Annotated in this window: 24 protein-coding genes and 1 tRNA gene; 17 read left to right on the forward strand and 8 right to left on the reverse strand. The window is 58.8% G+C overall.

The features are described from left to right. Positions 1–25 precede the first annotated feature (25 nt). Positions 26–1,177, forward strand: a complete 1,152-nt coding sequence (gene devC, locus K8U03_10475; GenBank protein MCE9605313.1) for an ABC transporter permease DevC — start codon at positions 26–28, stop codon at positions 1,175–1,177. After that, the gene (locus K8U03_10480) at positions 1,177–2,382 is read left to right on the forward strand and encodes an ATP-binding cassette domain-containing protein (protein MCE9605314.1); all 1,206 of its coding nucleotides are present in this window, start codon (positions 1,177–1,179) and stop codon (positions 2,380–2,382) included. The genes devC and K8U03_10480 overlap by 1 nt, the downstream gene beginning before the upstream one ends. A 6-nt stretch (positions 2,383–2,388) precedes the next feature. On the opposite strand, the gene K8U03_10485 is transcribed toward K8U03_10480, so the two are convergent. Both K8U03_10485 and K8U03_10490 read right to left on the reverse strand, forming a co-directional pair. After that, positions 2,389–3,609 carry a hypothetical protein gene (locus K8U03_10485; protein ID MCE9605315.1) on the reverse strand — a complete coding sequence of 407 codons (1,221 nt, stop codon included), beginning with the start codon at positions 3,607–3,609 and terminating at the stop codon, positions 2,389–2,391. A gap of 236 nt (positions 3,610–3,845) precedes the next feature. Beyond that, on the reverse strand, positions 3,846–5,837 hold the full coding sequence (locus tag K8U03_10490) for a prolyl oligopeptidase family serine peptidase (protein MCE9605316.1): 1,992 nt from the start codon (positions 5,835–5,837) through the stop codon (positions 3,846–3,848). Between the two features lie 260 nt (positions 5,838–6,097). On the opposite strand from K8U03_10490, the gene K8U03_10495 reads away from it, so the two are divergent. After that, positions 6,098–7,357: an MFS transporter gene (locus K8U03_10495; protein ID MCE9605317.1), complete on the forward strand. Its 1,260-nt coding sequence runs from the start codon at positions 6,098–6,100 to the stop codon at positions 7,355–7,357. A 54-nt stretch (positions 7,358–7,411) separates the two neighbouring features. Continuing rightward, complete coding sequence (locus tag K8U03_10500; protein MCE9605318.1) at positions 7,412–8,452, forward strand: Gfo/Idh/MocA family oxidoreductase; 1,041 nt, start codon at positions 7,412–7,414, stop codon at positions 8,450–8,452. Positions 8,453–8,478: 26 nt separating this feature from the next. Here the strand turns inward: K8U03_10500 and purB are convergent, their stop codons facing one another. After that, positions 8,479–9,903, reverse strand: a complete 1,425-nt coding sequence (purB, locus tag K8U03_10505; GenBank protein MCE9605319.1) for an adenylosuccinate lyase — start codon at positions 9,901–9,903, stop codon at positions 8,479–8,481. Positions 9,904–10,121: 218 nt separating this feature from the next. Between purB and dmeF the strand changes: the two genes are divergently transcribed. Together dmeF and K8U03_10515 are read left to right on the forward strand one after the other, a co-directional pair. Further along, a complete protein-coding gene (dmeF, locus tag K8U03_10510; GenBank protein MCE9605320.1) occupies positions 10,122–11,087 on the forward strand; it encodes a CDF family Co(II)/Ni(II) efflux transporter DmeF in 966 nt (321 codons plus the stop codon). A 120-nt stretch (positions 11,088–11,207) separates the two neighbouring features. Then, positions 11,208–11,540 carry a (2Fe-2S)-binding protein gene (locus K8U03_10515; protein ID MCE9605321.1) on the forward strand — a complete coding sequence of 111 codons (333 nt, stop codon included), beginning with the start codon at positions 11,208–11,210 and terminating at the stop codon, positions 11,538–11,540. Positions 11,541–11,582: 42 nt separating this feature from the next. Here the strand turns inward: K8U03_10515 and K8U03_10520 are convergent, their stop codons facing one another. After that, positions 11,583–12,335: a hypothetical protein gene (locus tag K8U03_10520; GenBank protein ID MCE9605322.1), complete on the reverse strand. Its 753-nt coding sequence runs from the start codon at positions 12,333–12,335 to the stop codon at positions 11,583–11,585. Positions 12,336–12,548: 213 nt separating this feature from the next. Here K8U03_10520 and K8U03_10525 point away from each other — a divergent pair, with 213 nt between their 5' ends. Further along, entirely contained in the window at positions 12,549–14,321 is a 1,773-nt protein-coding gene (locus K8U03_10525; GenBank protein MCE9605323.1) for a GYF domain-containing protein, read from the forward strand. A gap of 214 nt (positions 14,322–14,535) precedes the next feature. Here K8U03_10525 and K8U03_10530 read toward each other — a convergent pair whose 3' ends face one another. Together K8U03_10530 and K8U03_10535 are read right to left on the reverse strand one after the other, a co-directional pair. Then, entirely contained in the window at positions 14,536–14,931 is a 396-nt protein-coding gene (locus K8U03_10530) for a helix-turn-helix domain-containing protein (protein MCE9605324.1), read from the reverse strand. Then, a complete protein-coding gene (locus tag K8U03_10535; protein MCE9605325.1) occupies positions 14,871–15,569 on the reverse strand; it encodes a recombinase family protein in 699 nt (232 codons plus the stop codon). Before K8U03_10535 ends, K8U03_10530 begins: the two co-directional genes overlap by 61 nt. A gap of 256 nt (positions 15,570–15,825) precedes the next feature. On the opposite strand from K8U03_10535, the gene K8U03_10540 reads away from it, so the two are divergent. From K8U03_10540 to K8U03_10575, 8 genes are all read left to right on the forward strand, one after another. Next, positions 15,826–16,200, forward strand: a complete 375-nt coding sequence (locus tag K8U03_10540) for a hypothetical protein (GenBank protein MCE9605326.1) — start codon at positions 15,826–15,828, stop codon at positions 16,198–16,200. 113 nt (positions 16,201–16,313) lie between these two features. Continuing rightward, entirely contained in the window at positions 16,314–17,138 is an 825-nt protein-coding gene (locus K8U03_10545; GenBank protein MCE9605327.1) for a hypothetical protein, read from the forward strand. A gap of 86 nt (positions 17,139–17,224) precedes the next feature. Then, complete coding sequence (locus K8U03_10550; GenBank protein MCE9605328.1) at positions 17,225–17,431, forward strand: helix-turn-helix domain-containing protein; 207 nt, start codon at positions 17,225–17,227, stop codon at positions 17,429–17,431. Positions 17,432–17,503: 72 nt separating this feature from the next. Beyond that, entirely contained in the window at positions 17,504–17,902 is a 399-nt protein-coding gene (locus K8U03_10555) for a hypothetical protein (protein MCE9605329.1), read from the forward strand. Next, a complete protein-coding gene (locus K8U03_10560) occupies positions 17,899–18,390 on the forward strand; it encodes an ERCC4 domain-containing protein (protein MCE9605330.1) in 492 nt (163 codons plus the stop codon). Before K8U03_10555 ends, K8U03_10560 begins: the two co-directional genes overlap by 4 nt. Continuing rightward, positions 18,387–19,832, forward strand: coding sequence for a hypothetical protein (locus tag K8U03_10565; GenBank protein ID MCE9605331.1), 1,446 nt, complete (start codon positions 18,387–18,389; stop codon positions 19,830–19,832). The genes K8U03_10560 and K8U03_10565 overlap by 4 nt, the downstream gene beginning before the upstream one ends. A 127-nt stretch (positions 19,833–19,959) precedes the next feature. Continuing rightward, positions 19,960–20,154: a hypothetical protein gene (locus tag K8U03_10570; protein ID MCE9605332.1), complete on the forward strand. Its 195-nt coding sequence runs from the start codon at positions 19,960–19,962 to the stop codon at positions 20,152–20,154. 279 nt (positions 20,155–20,433) lie between these two features. Further along, the gene (locus K8U03_10575; protein MCE9605333.1) at positions 20,434–21,600 is read left to right on the forward strand and encodes a tyrosine-type recombinase/integrase; all 1,167 of its coding nucleotides are present in this window, start codon (positions 20,434–20,436) and stop codon (positions 21,598–21,600) included. 44 nt (positions 21,601–21,644) lie between these two features. On the opposite strand, the gene K8U03_10580 is transcribed toward K8U03_10575, so the two are convergent. Continuing rightward, positions 21,645–21,731 (reverse strand) — tRNA-Leu (locus K8U03_10580). A gap of 167 nt (positions 21,732–21,898) precedes the next feature. On the opposite strand from K8U03_10580, the gene K8U03_10585 reads away from it, so the two are divergent. After that, positions 21,899–22,369: a DUF420 domain-containing protein gene (locus K8U03_10585; GenBank protein MCE9605334.1), complete on the forward strand. Its 471-nt coding sequence runs from the start codon at positions 21,899–21,901 to the stop codon at positions 22,367–22,369. An 11-nt stretch (positions 22,370–22,380) separates the two neighbouring features. On the opposite strand, the gene K8U03_10590 is transcribed toward K8U03_10585, so the two are convergent. Next, positions 22,381–23,994, reverse strand: coding sequence for a 2-isopropylmalate synthase (locus K8U03_10590; protein ID MCE9605335.1), 1,614 nt, complete (start codon positions 23,992–23,994; stop codon positions 22,381–22,383). Positions 23,995–24,500: 506 nt separating this feature from the next. Between K8U03_10590 and K8U03_10595 the strand changes: the two genes are divergently transcribed. Continuing rightward, positions 24,501–24,859, forward strand: a 359-nt coding sequence (locus K8U03_10595) for a hypothetical protein (GenBank protein MCE9605336.1), incomplete at its 3' end; no start/stop codon positions are given.

Here is a 24,859-nt window from a genome sequence, read left to right on the forward strand (position 1 = left end):
CTCGACGACGCTTGCAAGAACATTTATGCGAACACCGCTCGCCTGGAAAAATCTGACGCACGATCGAAAGCGGCTCGCGCTCGCCGTCGGCGGGATCGGGTTCGCAGTGCTCCTGATGTTCATGCAACTCGGCTTCCGCGGCGCGCTGTTCGATAGCACGCTAGCGCTTCCTCGGCGCTTCGATGCCGATATCGTATTGATGCACACGCATCGCTATACGTTGACCGTGCGGCAAAAATTTCCGCGGCGCTACTTAGACCTGGCACGCGCCTCGACTGCCGTGATTTCGGCAGTTCCGCTCTATTTCGAGAGCAACCTTTCCAATTGGAAACTCCCCGGTCAACCGGTCGGTCCACCGATTCGCGTCTTGGGATTCGATCCGAAAACTCCGCCGCTGCTGCTGCCGGAACTCGCAGCGGAGGCCGAGCGGCTCATGCAGACCGACACCGTCCTTTTCGATCGGATGTCGAAAGAAGATTTCGGCGATCTTAAAGTCGGCGACGTCGCCGAACTCAACGGCCAGCGCGTGCGTGTCGTCGGCGACTATCGACTCGGCACCGACTTCGCCGACGACGGCACGATTCTCTGCAGCGACCGTACTTTCAACTCGATCTTTTATTCATATCTCCCCGGCGACACCGGTCTCCACGAAGCGGACTTCGGTCTGATTCGCTTGCAAAAGGGAGCCGATCTTACTCGCGTGCGCGATGAAATAGATGCTTTACTGCCGCCGAACGTGCATGTGATGACGCGAGAACAATTCCTCGACACCGAATTCGCTTTTTGGAACAAGGCTACGCCGATCGGCTACATCTTCGCGCTCGGCACGGTGATGGGGTTCATCGTCGGCATGATTATCTGCTACCAAATTCTCTTTTCCGATATCTCCGACCATCTCCGCGAGTTCGCCACGCTGAAAGCGATGGGTTATCGGCCGCAATACTTCGTCGGCCTTGTACTGCAAGAAGCGTTATTGCTGTCGGTGTTCGGTTTCGTGCCGGGGCTCGTCGCCGGCTTGCTGCTCTATGAAATCGTGACGCTCGCGACCGGCTTGCAGGTTTACATGAGCATGCCGCGAGTTTTCGGCGTCGTACTGCTCACGGCGTTGATGTGCATTATCTCGGGCGTATTGACCATGCGTAAAGTCGTCACCACGGATCCCGCGGAGTTGTTTTAATGTCCGACCACGGCAATCTCTCTACCGGCGCACCGTCGACGAGCCCGACTCCTTCGCGCCGGAGCCATCAGGCCACGCGCGAGAATCCCGCCCTGCGCGGCGAAGGCTACGCCGCGAATCTCGCCGTCAGCATCGATGGGCTCAACCACACTTACGGCACCGATGAGCTGAAGAAGCAGGTGCTCTTCGACAATCACCTCGATCTTGCGCGTGGCGAAATCGTCATCATGACCGGTCCGTCGGGCTCCGGAAAAACAACGTTGCTCACTCTCATCGGCGCGCTGCGCACCGTACAAGAAGGGAGCATTCGCGTCATGGGGCGCGAGATGCGGGGGCTCACGAGCGGCCAGCTCAATGAAGTCCGTCGCGATATCGGCTTCATCTTCCAAGCCCATAATCTTTTTACCTCGCTCACGGCGCAGCAAAACGTACGCATGGCTTTGGAGCTCAAAGACGACGACACGGCACGGATGAATCGCCAAGCGGAAGAGATGCTCACGGCCGTCGGGCTCGGCCATCGGGTGCATTACAAACCGCAACAACTTTCCGGCGGCCAACGGCAGCGCGTCGCCATCGCGCGGGCCCTCGTGCATCAACCGAAACTCATCCTCGCCGACGAGCCGACCGCCGCGCTCGATAAGGAATCAGGCAGGGACGTCGTCAACCTCTTAAAGAAGTACGCCAAGGAGCAGTTGACGACGATCCTCATCGTTACGCACGATAATCGGATTCTCGATGTCGCCGATCGAATCGTAAACATGGTCGACGGTCGGATCATATCCGACGTCGTCATCAGCGAATCGCAAGCGATCTGCGAGTTCCTCCGACGCGTTCCGTTGTTCAGCGGCTTGCTTCCTCACACGCTCACGCAGGTCGCCGATAAGATGGAGCTTTCGGAGTATCAACCCGGACAGATCGTATTTCGGCAAGGGGATCCCGGCGAAAATTTCTATCTCATCCGCAGCGGAGAGGCCGAGGTTGTCATTCGCGACGACACGGAAGAAAACGTGGCCGCCACGCTCGATGAAGGGCGCTTCTTCGGCGAGAAAGCGTTGATGACAGGCGAGCCGCGCAATGCGACGATCCGCGCCAAGACGCCGCTCGTGCTCTGCGCTCTCGACAAAGACGAGTTTCGCGAGGTGATGGAGTCGAGCGCGACCTTCAAAGAAGAACTGCGCAAGGTGCTCTTCGAGCGGCAGATGTAGTCGGCCTTAGAGTCCGCGACATTCCGCTTCAAGCGCCCCTTCATGCTGATGGAGCTCGACTTCCGCACGCTTCCACGCGGTCACGGCCGAGACGACGGCTTGCTGCGCTTCGATTCGCTTGATTCGCGCCGCATCGATTTCCAGAAACGACGCCTGCCCGGTCGTGTGCAACTCTTCGAGTTGCGCGATGCGCACGTCCCAGGAAGCGACTTGCCGCTCGGCCAGCGAGGCTTGGCGACGACGAGCGTTCACCGTAAACGCCGCGGCACGTACGTCGCCGGCGATCTGTTCTTCGCGGCTGCGTAACAAATCGGCGAGTTGGTTTTGCCGAGCGCAAGGTTCGCAGTCGCTCCCGCCGCCGAGTGCCTTGGAAATCTTCAACGTCGCAAACTTCGCTTTCAAACCCAAGAGACCGTGCGTGCTCCCGAGCAATTCGGCGATCGCGTCGGTCGGGGTCGTTCCGTCGGCCGCGAGGCTCCGCAACGCAATCAGCTCGGGCCGAGTCGCGAGCGCGTAGCCGACTTCCGTCTCGACATCCGGCGGCGATGTCGTCGGCCGCAAAGGATCCGAAGGCCAGAAGAACGCGTTCGGGGAGGAAGTCGGGCCGAGCAGGGCATGCAACTGCGCGTTCATCGTCACGCGCTTGGCTTCCAAGTCGGTTCGCTCGGAATCGAGCGTCATGCGCTGCCGCTCGAATTCGGTCCGGTCGAACGGCACCTGTAATTCGTTCCGTTTGATCTCGCCGGCTTTCGCGAGAATGTCATCGATGACGACCGCCGTCGCTTCGATAGAATCGAGCCCGGCTTCGACCTCAGCGAGGCCGAAGTAGAGTTTCAGCGCATCGGCGGAACTCTTGTTGCGTGCCTCGCGTGCAGCGGCGGTTTTGATTCGTTGCAGCGCGTGATGCGAAGCCTTCTGACAATGCTTTACATCATCGCAACAAACGGCGTTCTTCTCGCCGTCAAGCAAATTGCCGAGCATCGAATGGCGAGCCGCTAAGCATTGGCACTCGGCCGCACTGAGCGTCACGTACTCATTCGACGGCGGTGAAATCGATTCGACTTCGGATGCTGCTACACCCGGCTCGATCGCGATCTTGCCGCGAGCGACTGGCGAGAGTTCATACGTGTAATCGCTGCGCGAAGTGGCGCCGCTCCGAACCTTATCGTGCGCGCAGCCCAAAGCAGTCGTCGTAACGACGAGCAGCGCAAGCGATATGGCGAGCATACGATCAGGCATCCTTACCTCCGCGCGCATCGAAAGCGCGACGTTCGTAGGGATAAGATCGCCGGCCGCGGCTTCAAACTGGAGAAAATCCGGGGCTTTTAACGCCTGCATCCGGAGGCGTACCGTATCGGCGGAAATACGAAGCCGGCGTCGCGCGCAGTCGCGGCGACGCTAGCGGAAAACGGAGTCATTCGATGATTCTTCGTGAACCATTTGTCATCCGATTTCTTAGAGATTTACTTGGCAGTATCTTTCGGAACGTACTTCCACTCTTCATCGAAGAACCCTGCCGCCACGACCTTGCCCGGCAGCTCGTCCGTCGGCGGTTGCGTCGTGTCGATGAAGGCCCAATCGGGGAGCTTAGGATTCTGGAGCGAGTTCGTCCGGTCGACCGCTTCGCGAAAAGTGAGGCCGCTGTTGAGTGCGACGTACTTCTCTCGATTAAGCGGGTTCGGGTAGATCAACACCGGCACGACCTTCGTCGCATCGAACTCCAAGTCGCCGATTCCGACAACCTTGTCGGTCCAACGAATCGGAAGCTTGTCGAGAATTTTCGCGATCAACGGATTCGTGTGCGGCGTGCCCCAGAGAACGAGGTTACTCGTCGCGATATCTTCGTCGTTTACTTTAGAAGCCGATTTACGAAGTGGCTCGCCGCGCATCAACTCGCACCAGCGACTCAAGAAGTGCTGCGATTCGAATTCCGCCCAACGATCGATGCCGGCCCCGTTCGTCTTCGCATCCGGCGGCACAACGGTGAAGCGAGAGCGAAAGGCATCGTCGATCGGGCCTTGGAGAACCGGCGACTTCCGACCGGCGATGGCTTTCACGAAATCTTTCCAGAGGCTGTTCTTCCAGACGCCGTTTTCTTTGACGAACAGAAACGGCGAATCGATTGTTTGTCCGTCGACCTCGATTTCGGCGGCTATAGGCTCATTGATCGCGAACGACGAAATATTCTTCGTGCGCACGACGATCTTCTCGCCGTTCCTGACCAGGTCGATCCGCGAGTCATCCCAATGCTTCTCCAAGCCGGTCGCCAGGACGATGCCCATCTTGTCGTAGCGCAACGTCTTCGTTTGCAGCGAGGTTCGCGACGGGTTCTTATCGCGACCTTTGGAGACGATATCGGCAAGCCGCCTCTGGATCTCGGCAAGAGTTTCCGGATGATACTTGTGCCCAACGCCAGGACCGATCAAGTGCGGAATCTTCAATCCTTCCTCGGCTAAGGCTTGCTCCATGATATCGGCCGCGGCCTTTTGCTTGTCGTCGGCGCCGCTGTAGGCGATGACCGGAACGTTCAACAAATTGCGGCGGTAGTCGGGCACATCGTAGAGCCCCCACAATGTTTGTTCGTACGACGGCGGCATTTTGTCCGGCGTGATGTTTTGATAACGGCGCACATCGACGAACCCGGCCCCGGGATGAACCGCGCACCAACGATCGGCGAAATGCGCTCCCATGTGCCACGCTCCGGCTCCTCCCATCGAGAAGCCCGCCATCACGATCCGATCGTCATCGATCTTGTAATTCTTCGACACATCGGCGATCGCTTCGAGCACATCGATTTCTCCGGCGCTTTTAAAGCCGTTGCAGTAGCGCCCGAAGGGATGCAACACGATCGCATTCTCCGGCTGCAGCGGTCCCGGTGCTTTCGTGCCGAGAAATCCAGCGATGAATTGCAAGTCGCACTGCGTGTCGCCCCGGCCATGCAGCCAAACGTAAAGCGGCACCGGCTTCGTGAGGTCGAGCTTTTCGGGTATTACAAGAGCGTACGGTTGCACGGAGTCGTCGATGAGCGAGCGAAATCCGCGCACCACGACGCCGCGGGTTTCCGCCCAAGGTGCCTTACCGCTCGCGAGCGCCGCGGCCCGCTCCAGCGCGATCTTCTTCAACGCCTCGACCCGCTTAAGATCTGCGTCGGGCTTGAAGAACTCGTTGTGGCGAAGCGCCAGATCGATCGCCTTGCGAAAAATCTCCACGTCGGGCCGAAGCGCATCTTTCTCCGACCAGGGCTTAACGACAGGTCCCAAAGCCTCGTTGATCTCGGCTAGTGCGGCTTTCGCTTTGGCGAGATCGGCAGCGCCGAGCGGAGCAACCACCGGCGGCAACCTGCGCACGATCCACGGCGGCCAAGCTTCGGTTTCGGCTGCCGTCGCAATGTCGCTGCCGAGTAGCGAGCCCCACGCTATCGATACGGCACAAAGAAGCTTTCGTAGCGGCATCATGGCAACCTCGAACGAGCAGCAAGGGGGTCGAACCAAGAGTCCACAGACTAACGCTTCCTCGGGGCGAGCTCAAATCTCGCGGCGCGGGTTTTCCGAGGTCGGCGGGTCGAGTAGATTGCTGGTTTCGCAAACTACTCACCTGCCGCACCGTGCGCTCACAACACTTCCGACTGGTTAGTGACTCGATGACGAACAACGCCGCTGAGAATTCCTCTGCTGCCTCCTCGACGCCCCGCACAATCCGACGAAAACTCGCCGGGATGATGTTCCTGCAATACTTTATGCAAGGAGCGTATCTCACGATCTTGTCCGTCTACGTGAAGGATGCCTTGCATTTCACCGACGAACAGATCGGCTGGTTCATCTCGGCGATGGCCGTCGGGCCGGTGCTCGCGCCGTTCATCGTCGGCCAGTTGGTCGATCGGATGTTGCCGACCGAGCGCGTGCTCGCCGGGTGCCATTTTCTCGGCGGCCTAATCATGCTCGCGATCTACTATCAAACTGCGTTCGTTCCGGTCATCGTGCTCGGCACGCTTTATTCGGTGCTTTACATCCCGACGATGATGCTCACCAACTCCTTGGCCTTCCATCATCTTCGCAATCGGGATCGCGAATTCCCGTTGATTCGCGTGTGGGGAACCATCGGATTCATCGTTCCTTCGTGGCTGATCTCGTTTTATTTTCTTAAAGGGCTCACCGGCGACGCGCTGAGCCGCGGTCAAGGGATCGCGTTCATCGTCGCGGGGATCGCCGGAATCGTGATGTCGATTTACTGTTTGCTGCTGCCGCATACTCCGCCGACGCCGCGCGGCAGCGGCAACTTCGCGCCGGGCGTGGTTCTAAGGCTCATGAAGCGGCGCGACTTCGCGGTGCTGTTCGCCGTCAGCTTCTTCATCGCGGCCGTGCATAACTACTTCTTCGTATGGAACAGCCCGTTGGTGAAGCAACTTCTCACGCGACACGACTGGGCCGATCGAACGCAAGCGTTCACGACGATCGGCCAAATCACCGAAATCCTCGTCATGGGCTTGCTGGCGCCGATGATTCTTAAGTTCGGATACAAGCGAACCATGATCTTCGGCGCGATCGCCTACGCTGTGCGTTGTCTGGCATTCGCCGAAGCCGCGAACCCGGAGTTGCCGTTCGGCGCGGCGCTGGCCGTCGCGGCGTTCGGGCAAGCGCTCCACGGTTTTTGCTTCGCATTCTTCATGGCCGCGGCATTCATCTATATCGATCGCGAAGCGCCGGCCGATGTGAAGGGGAGCCTGCAAACCATTTACGGCGTCTTTGTCATGGGGCTCGGAGGGGTCGCCGGCGGAGTCTGGGGCGGCCGGATGGGGCAATGGTTTCCGGAGACTGTCCTCGCCGCCGGAGTGACGTCGAGAACCTACGATAATTGGGCGCCGATCTGGCTCTGGTGCGCAGCCGCCGCCGGCCTATGTGCCCTGGCCATGGCGATGTTCTTTCCTCGCGTCGCTCCCAACCCGCAAGCCGTCGGCGAACTCGGTTCGAAACGATAGTATCGCCTCTTTTATTTCGCATCGCCCATTCACGAATCGAGCGCTATGGCCGCCATGGAATTGACGAAGACCTACCGCATCGGGGTACTCGGCCTGACGCACGACCACGTGTGGCAAAACCTACGCGAGCTTTCCGGCACGCCTCACGGCTTGCTGACCGCCGTAGCCGACCCGAACAAACCGCTCCTCGAACGTGCGAAGAAAGAGTTCGAGTGCGCAACGTACAAAGACCCGCTCACGCTGTTGCAGCGCGAGCGACTCGATGCGGTTTACATCTTCGGCGACAACGCTCTCTCCGTCGAAATGGCCGAGGCCGCGGCGGAGCGCGGGCTGCACATCATGGTCGAGAAGCCGATGGCGGCCGACCTGATTGGGGCCGACCGCATGCTCGCGGCTGCGCGGCGCAGCAACGTACGCTTAATGGTCAACTGGCCTTTCGCTTGGCGTCCGCAAATGCAGCACGCCATCACGCTCGCACGGAGCGGCGAGATCGGTCGGATCTGGCAAGTGAAATACCGCGCCGCTCATGAAGGGCCTCTCGAGCTCGGTTGCAGCGAGTATTTCGTCGGCTGGTTGTACGACCCGGAGCTGAACGGAGCCGGAGCGCTGATGGACTACGGTTGCTACGGAGCTTGCCTCTCGTCTTATCTGTTGGGGCTGCCGAGCCGGGTGACGGCCGTCGGCGGCCGGCTTTGCAAAGAAGATGTCTTGGCGGAAGACAACGCCGTGATCGTGATGTCGTATCCGCGGGCCGTTTCGATCGCCGAAGCGTCTTGGACGCAAATCGGCAATCTCACGGCTTACGTCGCCGTGATCCACGGCACGAGCGGCACGATCTTCGTCGAAGCCGGTGAACAAGGGCGCGTGCTGTTGGCGACGAAGGAACTGCCCGACGGCGCCGCCGTCGTGATTCCACTGCTTCCGCCCCACTTGCAGAACCCGAGCGCGAACTTCGTGTATTGCCTCGAAACCGGCGAGGAGTTCGCGCCGCTATGCGAAGCGCGCACGGCCCGCGACGCCCAGGAAATCCTCGAAGCGGCGCTGTTGGCGATCGACTCCGGCAGCGATGTGTCGCTACCGTTGCGAAACATCTAACGAAAAATCGACCAGCGGTCGGTCGGTTAGACCTTCAGAGCCGTTTCGTGCGACAAGACGCTTGCGTGGCGGGCCCGAATCGGCTCGACATACTCGCTCAGGAACTCGTCGACTTGTTGCGGAGCACGGCCGACGAACTTCTCGGCCTTGAGCGCTTCGGCGAAGTTGACCTTCTTGAAAGCGTCGTCGGCCTTGAGGCGTTCGAGCAGATCGTTTTCGCCGCCGAGTTGCTTCACGACGAGGGCCGCCGCTTGGCTGTGTTGGCGGATCTTTTCGTGCAACGATTGACGATCGCCCCCATGCTCGACGGCCGCCATGAGAATATTTTCCGAAGCCATAAACGGCAGCTCCGCCTTCAAATGCCGCGCAATGACTTGCGGATAGACGACGAAGCCCGAGGCGATGTTTTGATACAAGATCAAGAGCGCGTCGGTCGCGAGGAAGCCCTGCGGAAGCGTCAGACGTCGGTTCGCGCTGTCGTCGAGCGTCCGTTCGAGCCATTGCGTGGCGAGCGTCGCCCCTGCGCTTTGCTCTAAGCTCATGACGAAGCGCGCCAAGCCGCAAATACGCTCCGAGCGCATCGGATTGCGTTTGTATGGCATCGCCGACGAGCCGATTTGTTCGGCCTCGAACGGTTCTTCGACTTCCTTCATGTGTTGCAAGAGGCGCACGTCGGTCGCGGCCTTGTGCGAACTTTGCGCGATGCCCGAGAGAGTGGCGAGGACTTGCGAATCGACTTTGCGCGAATAGGTTTGGCCGGTTACGGGATACGCGGCCTCGAAGCCCATCTTGCGGCTCACCAGTTCGTCGAGCTCGCGAACTTTGTCGTGGTCGCCGTGGAAGAGTTCGAGGAAACTCGCTTGCGTGCCGGTCGTTCCTTTGACGCCGCGAGCCCGCAGCCCTGCGAGTCGGAACTCGACTTCGTCGAGATCTTGCACCAAGTCATAAATCCACAGGCAGGCTCGCTTGCCGACGGTCGTCGGCTGAGCCGGTTGAAAATGCGTGAAGCCGAGGCACGCGAGATCGCGCGTTTCGGCGGCGAACAACCCGAGGCGATCGATCACGGCGGCCAAGCGATTACGCACCAGCGTCAGGCCTTCGCGAATCAGAAGCAAGTCGGTGTTATCGGTAACGTAGCAACTCGTAGCGCCGAGATGGATGATGCCGCGGGCCGTTGGGCAAACATCGCCGTAAGTGTGAACATGCGCCATGACGTCGTGGCGGAGTTTCTTTTCGTGGCGATGTGCGACGGCGAAATCGATGTCGTCGGTATGGAGCCGGAGCTCGTCGAGCTGTTCTTCCGTGATCGGCAAGCCGAGTTCGGCCTGTGCTTCGGCAAGAGCGACCCATAGCTTGCGCCAGGTGCTGAACTTCCGCTGCGGACTCCAAAGCCGGCTCATGGCATCCGAGGCATAGCGGGCAATTAGCGGGTTGTCGTAAAGTTCGCTCATGTTCGGCGGCTCGCAAGGCATGAAAGGAAGAACTAAACAGTATTCTAACGGATCGCGGCCCCGATAACAGGAGCCGCCGAAACTCCGCAGCCGGCGAGGTTTCATCGCCTCGTGCGACGAGAGGCTCGGCGTTGTGCGCGCTTTTAGCCACGGCTATGCTGACTCGCGAAGCCCAACCCTTTGCCGACCGCAACCGCACCCAGACCGCAGCTTGCTCCTTGCCCATCGACGATATCACTCCCTGGCAGCACGAACATAAGTTCCACGAAGGAAATCCGGCCGGTGAGCGCAACACTTGGCGAGTCGTAGGACTGACGGCCGCGATGATGGTGGTCGAAATCGTATGCGGCACGGTCTTTCATTCGATGGCACTCTTGGCCGACGGCTGGCACATGGCTACGCACGTCGCCGCACTCGGCATCGCTGCGCTGGCGTATTGGTTCGCGAGACGCTGTATCGGTGACACCCGCTTCGCTTTCGGGCCGTGGAAGATCGAAGTTCTCGGCGGGTTCAGCAGCGCGCTCGCGCTAGGCATGGTCGCGGTTTACATGACGATCGAGTCGCTCGAACGGCTCTGGTCGCCGGTCGAAATTCAATATACGGAAGCGCTGATCGTCACCGCGATCGGGCTCGCCGTGAACATCGCCAGCGCGCTATTGCTTGCCGATCATGGACACGACCACGGACATACTCACGATGCCGATGGTAAATCGAAAACCTGCGACCATGACCACACGCACAAACCGCTGCATAAGCACGACGATCTCAATCTTCGGGCCGCATACGTGCATGTCATCGCCGACGCATTAACCTCGGTTTTAGCGATCGCGGCTTTGCTCGGCGGCAAATTTTTCGGTTGGCAACGGCTGGACCCGATCATCGGAATCGTCGGTGCGGCGATCGTCGGCGTGTGGGCCGTAGGGCTGGTGCGCGAAGCGAGCCGCGTGTTGCTCGATCGAGAGATGGATCACCCGCTGGTTGATGAAATCCGCGCGACGCTGGAAGCCGACGGCGATACACGCGTGACCGACTTGCATGTTTGGCGCGTCGGACCGAATCAATTTTCTTGCGCGGCTGCGATTGTCGCACGCAACCCGAAAACGCCTGACGAATATCGCGTATTGCTGAAGCGGCACACGGCGTTGACCCATGCCACGTTGGAAGTCGTGCCGCTCGATCGATAACGGCGGGAGATCTCTAGCGGCGCCTTTTCTCGCGAGCGCCGCGCGGGTAGACTCCCTTTCGGGTCAGGAACGGAGAATCTCCTTTTCGACGTCTGACGCCATTTCCAAGAGGAGCCTGCGATGCCGAGTTTAACCGTAGACGGAGTCGGGACGTTCGAAGTTCCTCAAGGGAAGCGGCTCGTCCTGGCTCTCACCGACGAAGCCGGCATCGATCAACTCCACGCTTGCGGCGGTAAAGCGCGATGCACGACCTGCCGTGTCGAATTTCTCGCGGGCGAGCCTGCTGAAATGAACGATGCGGAACGGACGGTATTAGCCGCAAAAGGGGTGACCGGCGTCCGCTTGAGTTGTCAGATCGTTTGCGATCACGATATGACCGTCCGCGCGATCAGCCGCTTCGAAGGGAGCGGCCGCAAAGACGCCGGCTCGCGCCCGCCGGACACGATCGGCTAGGTCGCATGCCTATTGGAATGTGCCGCGAACCTTCTCCCGCTGTCATCGCAAAGCGTCGGGCACCCAAGCGGGGATTGCCTTCGCAAGCACTTTAAGAGCGAAGGAATATCGAGGGTCGTCCGTCGGACTTGGATCGGTATGCATCGCGATTCCGATGAGTCCGGACCAACGGATGTCGGCCCAGGGAAGCGAAGTCGCCGCGGCATACTGCCAGGCACGACATTGCGCGTCGTTCAAAGGGAGCTTTTCTACTTCCACTCGCGCAACCTCCAGGCGGCGCAATTTCTCCTTGACGGCCAGGCCGGCAAATTCCGTGCGAATGGAATTCGGCAACTTACTCAACTGCTCGGTTTTTTCACGCTCGATGTATTTCGAGAGATCGGCCGCATACGCCTCCCAGCCATCCCAAGGAAATGGAGGATGCGCCCCCCAATCGAATCGCAGAAGCTCGAGCGCTCGGATCGATACGGCGATTGCGAGGGTTTCGATAAGCAAGTTCGACCTTGCCGGCCCGAACTTGATGTGCGCCAATTCGTGCGACAGCTGATAGGCGAGATTTTGCCACCTAGCCCCTTTGGAGCTTAAGCCGACTCGATAAGTCGCTCCCCGATGATCTTGTAACTCCCAAAATACTTGAGGCCCTTTGTCTTGATAGACGAGCGAGATCGGGCGATCACCGAAGGGAGGAATGCCCGGAATCAAACCATCGACGATCCCCGCGACGCTATTGGCGACTAACAGCAGTCCCGCGGTTTGCGACAAATCGGGAAATGGAGTGGTCGAGGTGATTTTCACGAAGATGGCTTGTGTCTCTTCAAGTAGCCGGGGCGGGGGTAGAACAGATCACCTTTCGCCCCGGCTACAAGCGTTTTTTCGAGACGCAGGCGCGCAGATAGGCGCAGTTCGGGCCGGGGGGTCAATTCCTCACGGCCCGTTTTTGTTGGGTGGGACCACTAAATAGGGATACAATCGCCCCGTATCTAATGGGCATTTCCGGGGAGTATCTTTATGATCGCCGAATGGTTTGTACTTTCAAACGGCGAGTCGATCGGTCCGTACACTCAGAATCAGATCGTCGAATTCATCCAAGAAGGAAGCCTGTCGCCAACGAGTTACGTGCGACGACTTGATGGTCCTTGGATCACGATCGCCGAGGCGTTCTTACGGATGGTCGCCGCCGCATCGAGCCATTCCGTCAGCGGAACAGGCACTTTAGCCATCCCAGCGCCGGAGCCGGAGCCGATCGCTGCGTATGCATCGACAACATCGACCCCTACCTTTCGATACCGTCGAAAAAAGTCATCCCATTTGAACCTGCTGATGACGATCGCAGCGATTGCGGTCGGCGGAGCAGCAGCGATTTATACCGCTAAAGGTCTGCTCACAGCCTTAGCTCCCAAAGCGGTTGAAGAATCTGAGCCTGAAGTGATCGTGGTTCAACGCCCGAGTCCGGCACCGAAACGTCCTACGGCGCTCGACGTTCCATCGGGACCACGAAAAACAAGGACGCCGATCGAAGAAGTGCCGAGCGCGCCTGTGGTCGCGACTAAGCCGACGACTCCTCCTGAAAAACGACCACCTTTGCCCGTTCCCGTTTCTCCTGCGGAGGATGCGAAGCCAGATCAGGCGACAATAACTTGGCTCAGCACACTCGAATCCATTCATACCAGGCGCGACTCGCTGATGCTGAAGATCGCGGCGGTGAAACAAAAGGGATTGCCGCTGGAGGATCAAGCCAAGACGATCGATGCCGAATGCAGGCCGAAAGAGAAACGGATTCGAGAACTCAACATCGAAATCGGCAACCTGGATTCCGACCGGAGACTCCTTGAGTCAGCATTCCAAACCAACGGTGACACATCTCTCCCCAGCAAAATTTCAAGGCTGAGTTCGACAATCCAGTCTCTGCGATCAGAGATTCAATCTCTGGATACCACTGCGCAGCGCGAAGTGTATCGCAAACTAATGAGCGAGATCAATTCGCTCAAAGAGGCATACGAGCAAGTTCTCAGAGAAGCCGATAACCTCCGGGCCGAGTTAGTTTTTCATCTCAATCCTTTTGCCGCCGCACCCGAGCCGATCGCAAAAGCGGGGCTCAGCTATTTCAGTCGCCCGATCCCCAACAATAACGCCCTCCCCAACAGCAACGTGGTTCTCAAAGCTTGGAATGAGTTCGGCATGGCGTGCATTTACTTGCGGAAGGGAGACGACCGTAATGCGGAGAAGTTCCTCAACGCGGCGATGACTTCGGAACCGCAGGAAGCGACGTTTCGCGCGATATTCGGTTACTGGAAATTGCAGCGCGGTCAGGACGATGATGCCCTCACCGAAATCGTAGCCGCGCTGAAGGCCCATCCGGAGAATTGGACGGTGAGCTTCGTGATGGCTTTGATCCAATTACGAAAGGGCGCGCTGAGTTCAGCGGAGATATTCCTGCGCAAGTGTCGCGAACTCGACAAAAACAATCAACGCGGCCTTACGTTGCTCTCGCTGCTAAAATCGGCGTCGTCCGACGAAAAAATCAGGAATGCAAAGTTCGCAAAACAGTTTGCGGACGAGGCTTTGAAATTAGGTAAATCGGCGGCAACTCATATCGCCACGGCCGCAGCCCACGCGGAAGCCGGCGAGTTTCCCGACGCCCTGAAACATGCTCAGTCGGCAGTTGCTTTGCGGGAAGCGAAAAATCCCGACGACTTTTACCTTCGGAGCATCGACGCGCTGAGCAAGTCGAATGCCATACGGATCGATTGGCCGAAGTTTGACGCCTGGAACCAGTTGTAGTCCGGCCGCCCTTCGGGAGCCGGATGGAGAGGCACGCGAAACTCCCGTTGCTAACGGCTACTAACGGCGGATCGTGGCAAAATGGGTCGAGAATCGACCTCGAACGCGTAGGGCGCGATTTAAGCCCCGGTTGCACCCGACGACCCGACGTTCGCAAGAGCGGTCGTTTGCCCCGGAGCGTGCGAACCACGCGGTCGGTTTCAGACGAGATCGGCTAGGGGGCGGCCGGGTTCTCGTCACCCTGGAGATGTACGCGAAATTCGATACCCAGCGCGTCGGCCAGCTTCGTTGCGGTGTCGATGCGAATGTCTCCGCCGTCGATAAAGCGACTGAGCGCAGACTGCGGCACCCCGGCAAGTTTCGCGAGTTGATTTTGAGAGATACCAACCTTGCCGATAATTTTTCGCAGTTGCACATCAAGCGTCGGCCATCGTTTCGGCTTTCGCTTTGGATCGGCAGCGGGCAATAAGGCGGCGCGAAGCGCGGCTTGCTGTTCTACCGGCTTGGCGTCGATCTTCTCCGCAACGGCTGCTTGCCGGGCCGCTAGATTTAGGCCGCCGCTTGGCTGCTTTGGCGTTGCAGAATTCCGCGAACGCTTGCGGGGTTCCATTGGGCATTCCCTTCCTTGGTCGTGATGTTGCGGCGCGTCAATTCGTCTGCGATCGATTGGAACGAATAGCCTTTGGCGCGGAGACTGAGAATCGTTCCGATCGTCTCTTGCTCGGCGACATTCGGCACAAGCAATACGCCGTCGGCGCTCAAGTCGAAACCGAACCGAACCTTGCCGCAGCGTTCGCCGTTGCGGATCTTGTGTTTCAAGGCTTCGCGGGTTCGCTCGGCGGTCGTTTCGCGCTCCCATTGTGCGACGGAAAGCAGGACATTCAAGACCAAGCGGCCGGCGGCGGTTCGCGTGTCGATCGAATCGGCAACGCTGAAAAGCTGCTTTCCGGCCTTTTCGCCGAAATAGCCGTCGATCAGCGTTTGCCAGTCGGCCACCGAACGCGTAAGCCGGTCGAGTTTCACGATCACAAGCCCCTCGGCTTCGCCGCTCCGAAGCATCGTCAGGGCACGTTGCAGACCGGGCCGTTTCAAGCTCTTGGCGGACTCACCGGCGTCGACGATAGTCTCGACAATCGTGAGGTCGTACAGCGATGCATATGCGGCGGCCTTCATTTGCTGGGCAGCAAGGGAAACGCCGTTGTCGGCTTGGTCGTCAGTGCTCACGCGGACATATGCGATAACTTTCATGCCGGCTCTCCCCGATAGCGTTCTTTCTCGTCTGCATTGCATGTTATCGTAATAAGCATAATAGGTCAATCGTAATTCCGATAACATTTTATTGATCAGCAAAGGGAGGGGCGGTTTACTCCGGGCGCGGACATCCGAATAAGAGCATGCCAAACCTGGCGAAAAATGAAGACGGAGACACGATTCCAATTGCATACGGTCGTCTACAATTACCGGGGTAAAACATCACGCCAATATCTGGGAAGGACCCACCGACATGATCGCAGCCAACCGAGACGCCGCACCCGACGACGAGCCAAGCGGCCGCGCACCGACCGGGCAATTCGCAGCGGGGAATTCATACGCCAAGGGCAATCGCCACTCCCGCCGCGTCTCCGCGTCTCGCGATGCGATTGCCGGAGCGATCACGGCCGACGACTTGGCCGACGTGGCAAAAGCGTTACTGGTCAAAGCGAAAGAGGGCGACGTGAGCGCCGCGCGTGAACTCTTCGACCGATGCCTCGGGAAAGCCGTCCCGATGCCGAGCGGCGACGACGACGATATCGGCCCAACCAAGCGGCCGACGCCGGAGGAACTTCGTGCGCTGCTTGAGAAGGCCGGGCACCGGATCGCTAACGCATATTTCGGTTGACGGATATAATCTTCACATCGGCAGGGGCCTAATTACCCCCGAACGCTCGGCGCTGCGTCACGAATCACCCCTCGCGGCGCTGCGCCAGCGGCCGTCTCATAAAGGGGTGAATCATGGCGAAGAAACTGAAGTCTGGAAGTGCGCCAGAAGCCGGAGAACGAAGGCTCATGCCGTCGTGGTCCGAGGCCGCGATGTTGAAAGCGGAAGCTGCGACGCCGAAGCGTCCACCGTACTGGCGAGGCTCATTGACTCAAGACGTCGAAACGCTCGACGACTTGCGCCGCTATATTTCAATGATGCTGGAGATTACGGACGTTCCGGGCGCGCGTTCGGGCGTACTCATCGAAGCTTTTTCAAACGCTGACACCTGGTTTTTTCGTTCAGGACTCACACAACAGCCACCGCCGTTTCCGGATCCGACCACCGACCACCAAGCCCGCAAGGCCTTGATGGAAATGCGGCGATGGATCGATTCAGGAGATGGCCCGACGGCAACGAAATCGACGGGCGCTTCGGACGAAGTAGATCGTAGCGAACCGCCAGTAGTCGTCCAACATGCAGATGGACCCGAGCCGTCGCCGCGACAAGACGCTCCTGCTGCGGTCATTGAAACCGCCCCCGCACCACCTACGACCGTCGAAATTAAGCTGCGATGGGACGACGCCCGCAGGGAGTTATGGCTCGGAGATACCTTCGTCACTCGCTACAGACAGCCAGCGCAAAATCAAATGGCGATTATTGCTGCTTTTGTTACAGCACAGTGGCCCACGAAAATTGAATGTCCGCACGCATTTAGAGGTGCAAAGGCTGCGTCTACTTTGAATGATACGATTTACGAGTTGAACACGCGACAAAGCATCATTCGTTTCTACGGAAACGGCACGGCCAACGACATCGTTTGGGAGGTCCGGCAAAGCTCCGATAAAGCTCCGGCATAGCTCCGATAGAGGTCCGGAGTTCGCATCCGTATTGTTGTGCATGCCGTCGAACACGGCAGACACCCGCAACAACTATAGGAGCGAAAATGAGCACGGCAGCACACTATCCCATCAAGCTGAGAACCGTCAAAGAGACGGCGGTTATCTGCGGCCTGAGCACCCGCAGCATCTACGAAATCACCAAGGCCGGGCGGCTGCGCTCGGTTCGTCCGACGCCGTTCAGCGTTCGCTATACGGACGCCGACATTGCGGCGTTTATCGAGTCGCTCCGTCATCCGGCGACCGTCTCCTAACCCACACCGCGCAAGAAAGTAGCCTCGCGCGCCACCGGCCAAGGAAACGCGACGAGGCTCGAAAGGATTCCCATGCACAAGAATTATACGGATTACCAGTCTCCTTACAAACCGCCGTCGCCTGAATGGCGAAATCTCGACGCGCAAATCTATCGCCAGCTTTATGAAGACATGAAGCTCATCGCGACGCGTAACGATGGGCTCGACCTGAAGGACCATATCCGGGCTCTGCGACTTAATCCGTGGCAAGAGGTCGAAGAGGTCAAGTACGACTCCGAATACTCGGGCCGCAAGCCGGAGGACTTCGCGGCCGAGCGGCTGGCTAAGGAGATTCTGCCAATCGACAACGCCGTGATCAGCGGCGTCGGCTTGTGGATGCGCAACCGCAGCGCGCTACTGGCGATCGCCAAAGAGGTTCGCGAATGGGCCGACAAGATCCGCAACCGCAAGGTTGATCGGAGGACGGCATGAGCATCATCCCCGCGGAGATCCCACAATCGTCCATCCTGGTAATCCAAGACTCGCGAGAACAAAACCCGTTCGATCTCGAGCCGCTGAATTTCGTCGTCGGCACGTTGTCGACCGGAGACTATTCGATTCGAGGCCTTGAGCACGTTGTTGCCATCGAGCGCAAGAGCCTTGACGACATGATCGCGTGCGTGGGCATCGAGCGTGAACGCTTCGACCGTGAAGTTCAACGCTTGCTCGCCTATCCGGTCCGCTGCCTGATCGTCGAAGCGACTTGGCAAGACATCGAGAACGGCGGTTGGCGGTCGCGAGTGTCGCCGCAAGTCGCGCTCGGCTCGCTCTTGGGATGGGTCGCGGCCGGCTTGCCCGTCGTCATGGCGGGGGACCACGAACGCGGCGGTAAGTTCGCCGCTCGCATTCTTTTCACCGCAGCGAAACGCCGTTGGCGCGAAGCTCGGGCGCTGCTTAGCGGCACGGAGGCGTTGGTATGAGTCGTTACGTTCAACCAGAAACGCCGGAAGCCGATTCGTGGACAACTAACGGCAGCGGCGGCGACATCGTGTCGCTTCGTTACCACCGAGGCCGCACGCAGAACGCCATAGCGCACAGCATCGCGAAACGGAATCAACACCGAATGCGATATGTGCTGGGTCAAAAGAAGTTCATCGTCAACGACGGCAAGCGATGGAAGTACGACGAAGGGCCGATTGTGGATGCAATTATCCGGGCGACGACCGACGAGCTATTCACCGATGCCGACGTACTCAACGACGAGATCAGCGCTCGCGATGCCGCCGAGACGATCAGGTTCATTAAGACGCAAAATACGGCTCAGGGTATGGCCGGCATCAAGCGATACTTGCCGAGCGATCCCGGCATTTCAATCACGGCCGACAAACTAGATCAAGACTCCGCGCTGCTGAACGTCTTGAACGGCACTATCGATCTTCGCACTGGCGAACTGCTCAAGCACGATTCGAGCATGATGCTCACGCGGTTGATTGAGTTGCACTATGACAGGTGCTCAGAGTGCCCGACATGGGAGCGAGTGCTAGCCGATGTGTTTCCCGATGCCGAGTTGCGCGACCACATGCAGCGACTGACCGGCTATCTAATGACCGGCTCGGTGCGCGAACACAAGTTGCTGATTTTTTGGGGATGTGGTGCCAATGGAAAAAGCCTCATTGTGGAAACGATCAGGGCGATGCTCGGCGAGTACGCCACGGCCGGAGCCCCTGACTTGTTGATGCAGAAGGGCGACGCGCACCCGACGGAGATCGCATCTCTGTTCGGGCGGCGGTTCGTGCCGTGCGTCGAGACCGAGGAAAACCGGCGACTTGCCGAAGCGCGAGTGAAGTTGCTGACGGGCGGCGACGAACTCACGGCCCGACGGATGCGCGAAGATTTTTGGACGTTCAAGCCGACGCACAAGTTGCTGCTTTGCACGAATCATAAACCCGAACTTCGCGGCACCGACCACGGTATTCGCCGACGGTTGCATCTGGTTCCGTTCGTTCGCACCTTCGCGGCCGACGAACAAGACAAGTCGCTGCCGTCGAAGTTGCGGGCGGAGTTGCCGGGCATTTTGTCTTGGGCCGTCCGTGGCGCGAAGCGATGGGCAACCGAGGGGCTTGGCGAGCCGGAATGCGTCAAAGCGGCAACCGCCGACTACATCGACTCTCAGGACGTTATCGGCACCTTCATTACCGAATGCTGCACCGTGGCATCGTGGGGCAGGGTTCGGGCTTCGTCGCTGTACGGTGCCTATCAGCGTTGGTGCGACTCGGCAGGCGAACAACCCGTTACGCTCCGAAGGTTCGGCCAATCAGTTGGCGAGCGTGGTATCGAAAAACGAACGAACAATGGTGTCTGGTACTTCGGAATTTGCATTCGCGACAACTCCGCAACGGAAGGAACGGAACACTTGGAATAGAAATCCGGTTTAGTTCTATCTCTGCGCCCACGTGAGCGCTTAACCGGAAATGAGGTTCCAACTGTTCCGTTGGTTCCGTAGGGGCCAGACTTCAAACCGATCACCGCCGAAATATCGAAGCCTAAGAATGAGCGAATCCAAACCAAACGACATCGAAGCAATGCGTCTGTATGCCGACAGGCGAATCAAGGAAGCGACGAGCGGCAACCTGGAAGCAATTCGGGAGATTCTTAACGTTGTGTTCGGAACCGACGACGTCCGGAAACGGGCCGAGATCGGAATTGACACGCGACGAATCGTGCAAGATAGTGACGGTCCCTAAAGCGAATCGGATTTTCGGTTTTCCGATGATCCGGCTAGCACAATTAAGAAGGTCGAGTCTGATGCGTAATTTCATTTTACGGGCCGAAGGCCCACAAGCTTCTGCGCGTCCACCAAGCTTTGATCCGCGTCGGCGGGGAGCAAGGAACGCCAGGCCGTTTAATTGCGGCCTAGGGGGAGTTTGTGGGCCTTCGGTCGTTTTTATGCGCATCGGTTTTTTCGCCCCCGATACCTCAAGGTGTCGCTCTCGGGGCGCGATGCGCGGAAAGGACGTCCGCACGTGGCTAGCATTTCAACCGATGCCCGAGGCAACCGACGAATCTTGTTCGTCGATGGAGACGGAAAGCGCAAGCCGATCCGGCTCGGGAAGATGGCGATGAAGGCGACGGAGACGATCAAGATGCGCGTCGAGCACCTCGCGGCCGCAAAGGGTTCAGGCAACGGCTACGATTCCGAAACGGCCCGATGGGTCTCGACGATCGGCGACGAACTGGCGTCGAAGCTCGCGGCCGTAGGACTGATCCCGCGGCGGGAGCGGTCGAGTATCGGCGAGTTCGTCAAAAGCTATGTCGAGTCGCGTAAGGCCGACACGAAGCCGCGGACAATGTGGAAGCTCACTCAGGCCGGGGAGTTGCTGAAAGAGTTCCTCGGGGCCGGCAAGCGGTTGCAGGATGTGAAGCCGGCCGACGCCGACGACTACCGCCGATGGCTCTCCGCCAAGATGGGTGACAACTCGGCGCGGCGCGTGCTAGGTCGGGCTAAGCAATTCTTTCGCGCAGCCGAGCGGAAGAAGCTACTCGCTGAGAATCCTTTCGGCGACATGAAGAACCTCGGCGTGCAGGCCAACCGGTCGCGGGACTTCATCATCACGCGTGAGATGGCCGATAAGGTGCTCGCAGCATGTCCCGACACGCAATGGCGGCTATTGTTCTCTCTCGCACGTTGGGGCGGTCTCCGCACGCCTAGCGAGCCTCTGGCGCTCACCTGGAACGATATCGACTGGGAAAAAAACCGGATTCGCGTTTCCTGCATCAAGACCGAGCACCACGACGGACGCGCCGAGCGGTTCATTCCGATCTTCCCCGAACTCCGGCCGCACCTCGAAACCGTGTTCCACGATCCCAACGGCGGGAACGAGTTCGTGATCACTCGGTATCGGAACGACAACTCAAACCTTCGGACGCAGATGCACCGCATCATTCGTCGGGCTGGGCTTACGCCGTGGGAAAAAACTTTCCAGAATCTTCGGAGCACTCGGGAAACCGAACTTGCCGAAGTCTATCCGCTGCATGTGGTCTGTTCGTGGCTCGGTCACTCGCCGAAGGTGGCGCTCCGCCACTACACGCAAACGACCGACGAACACTTCGCCAAGGCGGCGCATATTCAGGCGCAGCAACCGCCCGTTATGCTCGGAAATGCTTCGCAGCCAAAAATCGAAAGTGCGTAAAACAAGGCATTTCGTAGCATCTCAAAGCATTGCGAACCGCAAGGTAGCCGGGGCGGGGCTCGAACCCGCACGGGAGTTATCCCCCCGCAGGATTTTAAGTCCTGTGCGTCTGCCAATTTCGCCACCCGGCCGGGAAGCTTTTGCAGCGGCTTCGTATCCTAACCTGTTTGCCGCACGGTGCAAACGCCCGATGATTGCTTGTCGGAGCGAAACCGGCCGGGGCCTTTCCGCGGTTCGCCCTCGTCCGCTACGATACGCCTCGCAATGACTTCGACCTTCTCGGATCTTTACGCGAACGATGGACGGCTTTCTCGGCACTCGGGCTTCGATCATGCTCGACATCGTATTTCTCGCGATGTTCGCCGTCGTTCCGACGCTGGCTTGGAGCATCCACCTCGTTCGCAATCGGCGAAACTACCGACTTCACAAGCAAGTTCAAGTCACGCTCGGCATCGTGCTCTTGATCGCCGTCACGTTGTTCGAGATCGACATGCGGTTCGTCACCGACTGGCGTCTCCGAGCGCATGCCTCCCCTTACTACGCAACCGGCGTCGTGATGAACTCCCTTTATGTTCATCTCTTTTTCGCCGTGACGACGACCGCTCTTTGGATCGTCGTCATGGCGCGCGCGCTGCGCAACATTCCGAATCCTCCCGGCCCTTGTCGGCATAGCGCGTGGCATCGGCGCTGGGGTTGGATCGCCGCGCTCGACATGCTCGGCACATCCGTTACCGGCTGGCTATTCTATTGGCTGGCGTTCGTCGCTTAGCGCTCGTAGCTCTACTTGTTGTTCTCGACGATCGGATCGCGCGGAGCCGGCTGCGGCGATGCTGCGGTCGTCTCGAACGGGCTCATTCGTTGCGTCGGCCGACCGGCCGTCGCCGCCACGCGGTTGATCGAATTCAAGAACGCCAGCGCGCTCGCTTCCACGCTGTCGGTCGACACGCCTCGGCCGCGATAAAGCTGGCCGTTGTGCTCGACCTCGACCGTCACTTCCGCTTGCGCGTCTTTGCCGACGGTAACGCTATGAATGCTGAAGTCGCGGCAGGCCACGTCGATGCCCGTGATCTTTTCGATCGCTAAGAACAGCGCATCGAACGGCCCGTCGCCGGCGACGACCTCCTTCGTGACCTCTTCCTTGCCGCGACGCAACGTGAGCGTGACGGACGGAGTATGCCCCATGCCGGCCGCGACTTTATAGCCCGACATGCTCCAAACTTCGACCTCGGGCAAGCCGTGCAACTCTTGTTCGATCAGAGCGGCGATATCGGCATCATAAACTTCTTTCTTCTTATCGCAGAGTCGCTTGAACTTCTCGAACACTTCTTGCAGTTGCTCGCCGGTCAATTGATATCCGAGCGCTTTCGCGCGATCGGCCAAGGCCGCACGACCGCTATGCTTGCCGAGCACGAGGTCGGTCTTCAACAGCCCGACATCCTCGGGCCGCATAATCTCGTAGGTGCTTCGCTCTTTGAGCATGCCGTCTTGATGGATGCCCGCTTCATGGGCGAAGGCATTGCGTCCGACGATCGCTTTGTTGCGCTGCACCTGCATTCCGGTGATATTCTGCACGAGCCGACTCGTCGGCACGAGCCGCTTCGTGTTCACGCCGGTCGTGCATTGGTAGTAGTCGAAGCGCGTGCGAATCGCCATCACGACTTCTTCGAGCGAGCAATTGCCGGCTCGCTCGCCGATGCCGTTGATCGTGCATTCGATTTGGCCGGCACCTGCTTCCACGGCGGCCAAGCTGTTTGCCACGGCCAGGCCGAGGTCGTTGTGGCAATGGACGCTGATCGTCGCTCGATCGATGTTCGGCACTCGATTTTTCAAGTTCCGGATGACGTTCGACATATGCACCGGAGTCGCATAGCCGACGGTATCCGGAATGTTGATCGTCGTCGCGCCGGCTGCGATCGCCGCTTCGACCGCTTGGCAGAGAAAATCTGCTTCCGTGCGAGCCGCGTCTTCCGGCGAGAACTCGATGTCGTCGCAATAGCCGGCGGCGCGCTTCACTCCGGCCACGGCCCTGGCGATGATCTCTTCTTTGTTCATCTTGAGTTTAAACTCGCGATGGATCGCGCTGGTCGCGAGGAAGATATGAATGCGGGGCTGCTTGGCAAGCTTGAGCGCCTCCCAGGCCCGATCGATATCCTGATCGTTGCAACGTGCGAGACCGCAAATGGTCGAGCCGCGAATGTTCGACGCGATCTCGCGAACCGCCTCGAAGTCGTCGGGCGATGCTATCGGAAAGCCGGCCTCGATGATGTCGACCCCGAGATCGACCAGCGCCTGCGCGACTTCGAGCTTCTCGGTTTTGTTCATGCTGCAGCCGGGCGATTGCTCGCCGTCGCGCAGCGTGGTGTCGAAAATCTTGATCGGGCGTACTTCGGCCATGGTCGTGATCCTTCGTAAAGTCGTCGCTAGCGAATCTCGTTCAGTCCAACAAAAAACCTCGCGGTCTCAGTGAAGAGGCCGCGAGGTTCATTGTACGACTTTCTCGTACATTTGCCGTCCGCCATCGAAAGCGGTCGGCGAACCCTACGGCCCGCTCCGAAGTAGCGATAAAAGTCGAAGTCGGAGGAGTTGCCGAGCGTTCATCACGTAAAACTCACGTTTTTTAAGGCTTTTCGTCCGGGAGCAGGCCCGCTGCCGACCTCTGTAAACACTCTAATCGTCTACCCAGACAGGGTCAAGTTCGGTGAGGTTCGGAGGCACCAACACATTTAGCGTAGTACATCGTTTTTACTGGGAAGTGCAAAACCAATTCGGTATCTGCGACGCGGGTTCGCCCGTCTCTCGGGTGGATGATAGACTCTGCAACGGACTGATTCCGAACGTCGAAATGGAGCCCGCCCTCCGATCGTTTTGCTCGCAAACTTCACCCCTTCGGATTTCGCTACATGTTCGTTTTGATGATCAGCGTCGTCTACCACATCATACATATCCTGCTTGCGGTCGCCTTCTTCACGATCGTAGCCAAGCTTGAGCAAATACCCGACGTAAGCGTCGCAACTTCGATGATCGTCGCACTTGAGTTGATCGCGGTAGATTTCATTATCAATTGCTTACGCACAATTGGATTCGCTTACACGCGTCTTCCTCCTTTTCCGATGTATCTACTAGAGGCAGTTTCAAAACCGCCTCAGGACGATCATGAGGCAAGCGAGCTTGGCGAAGCTATGGAAGAGGAAGGCGTAGAACTCGTAGCGGGTAACGAGCCGTCGGAAGGCCTTCATCCAACCGATCGTGCGCTCGACGA

The sequence above is a fragment of the Planctomycetia bacterium genome (assembly GCA_021413845.1).
Classification (GTDB): domain Bacteria; phylum Planctomycetota; class Planctomycetia; order Pirellulales; family PNKZ01; genus PNKZ01.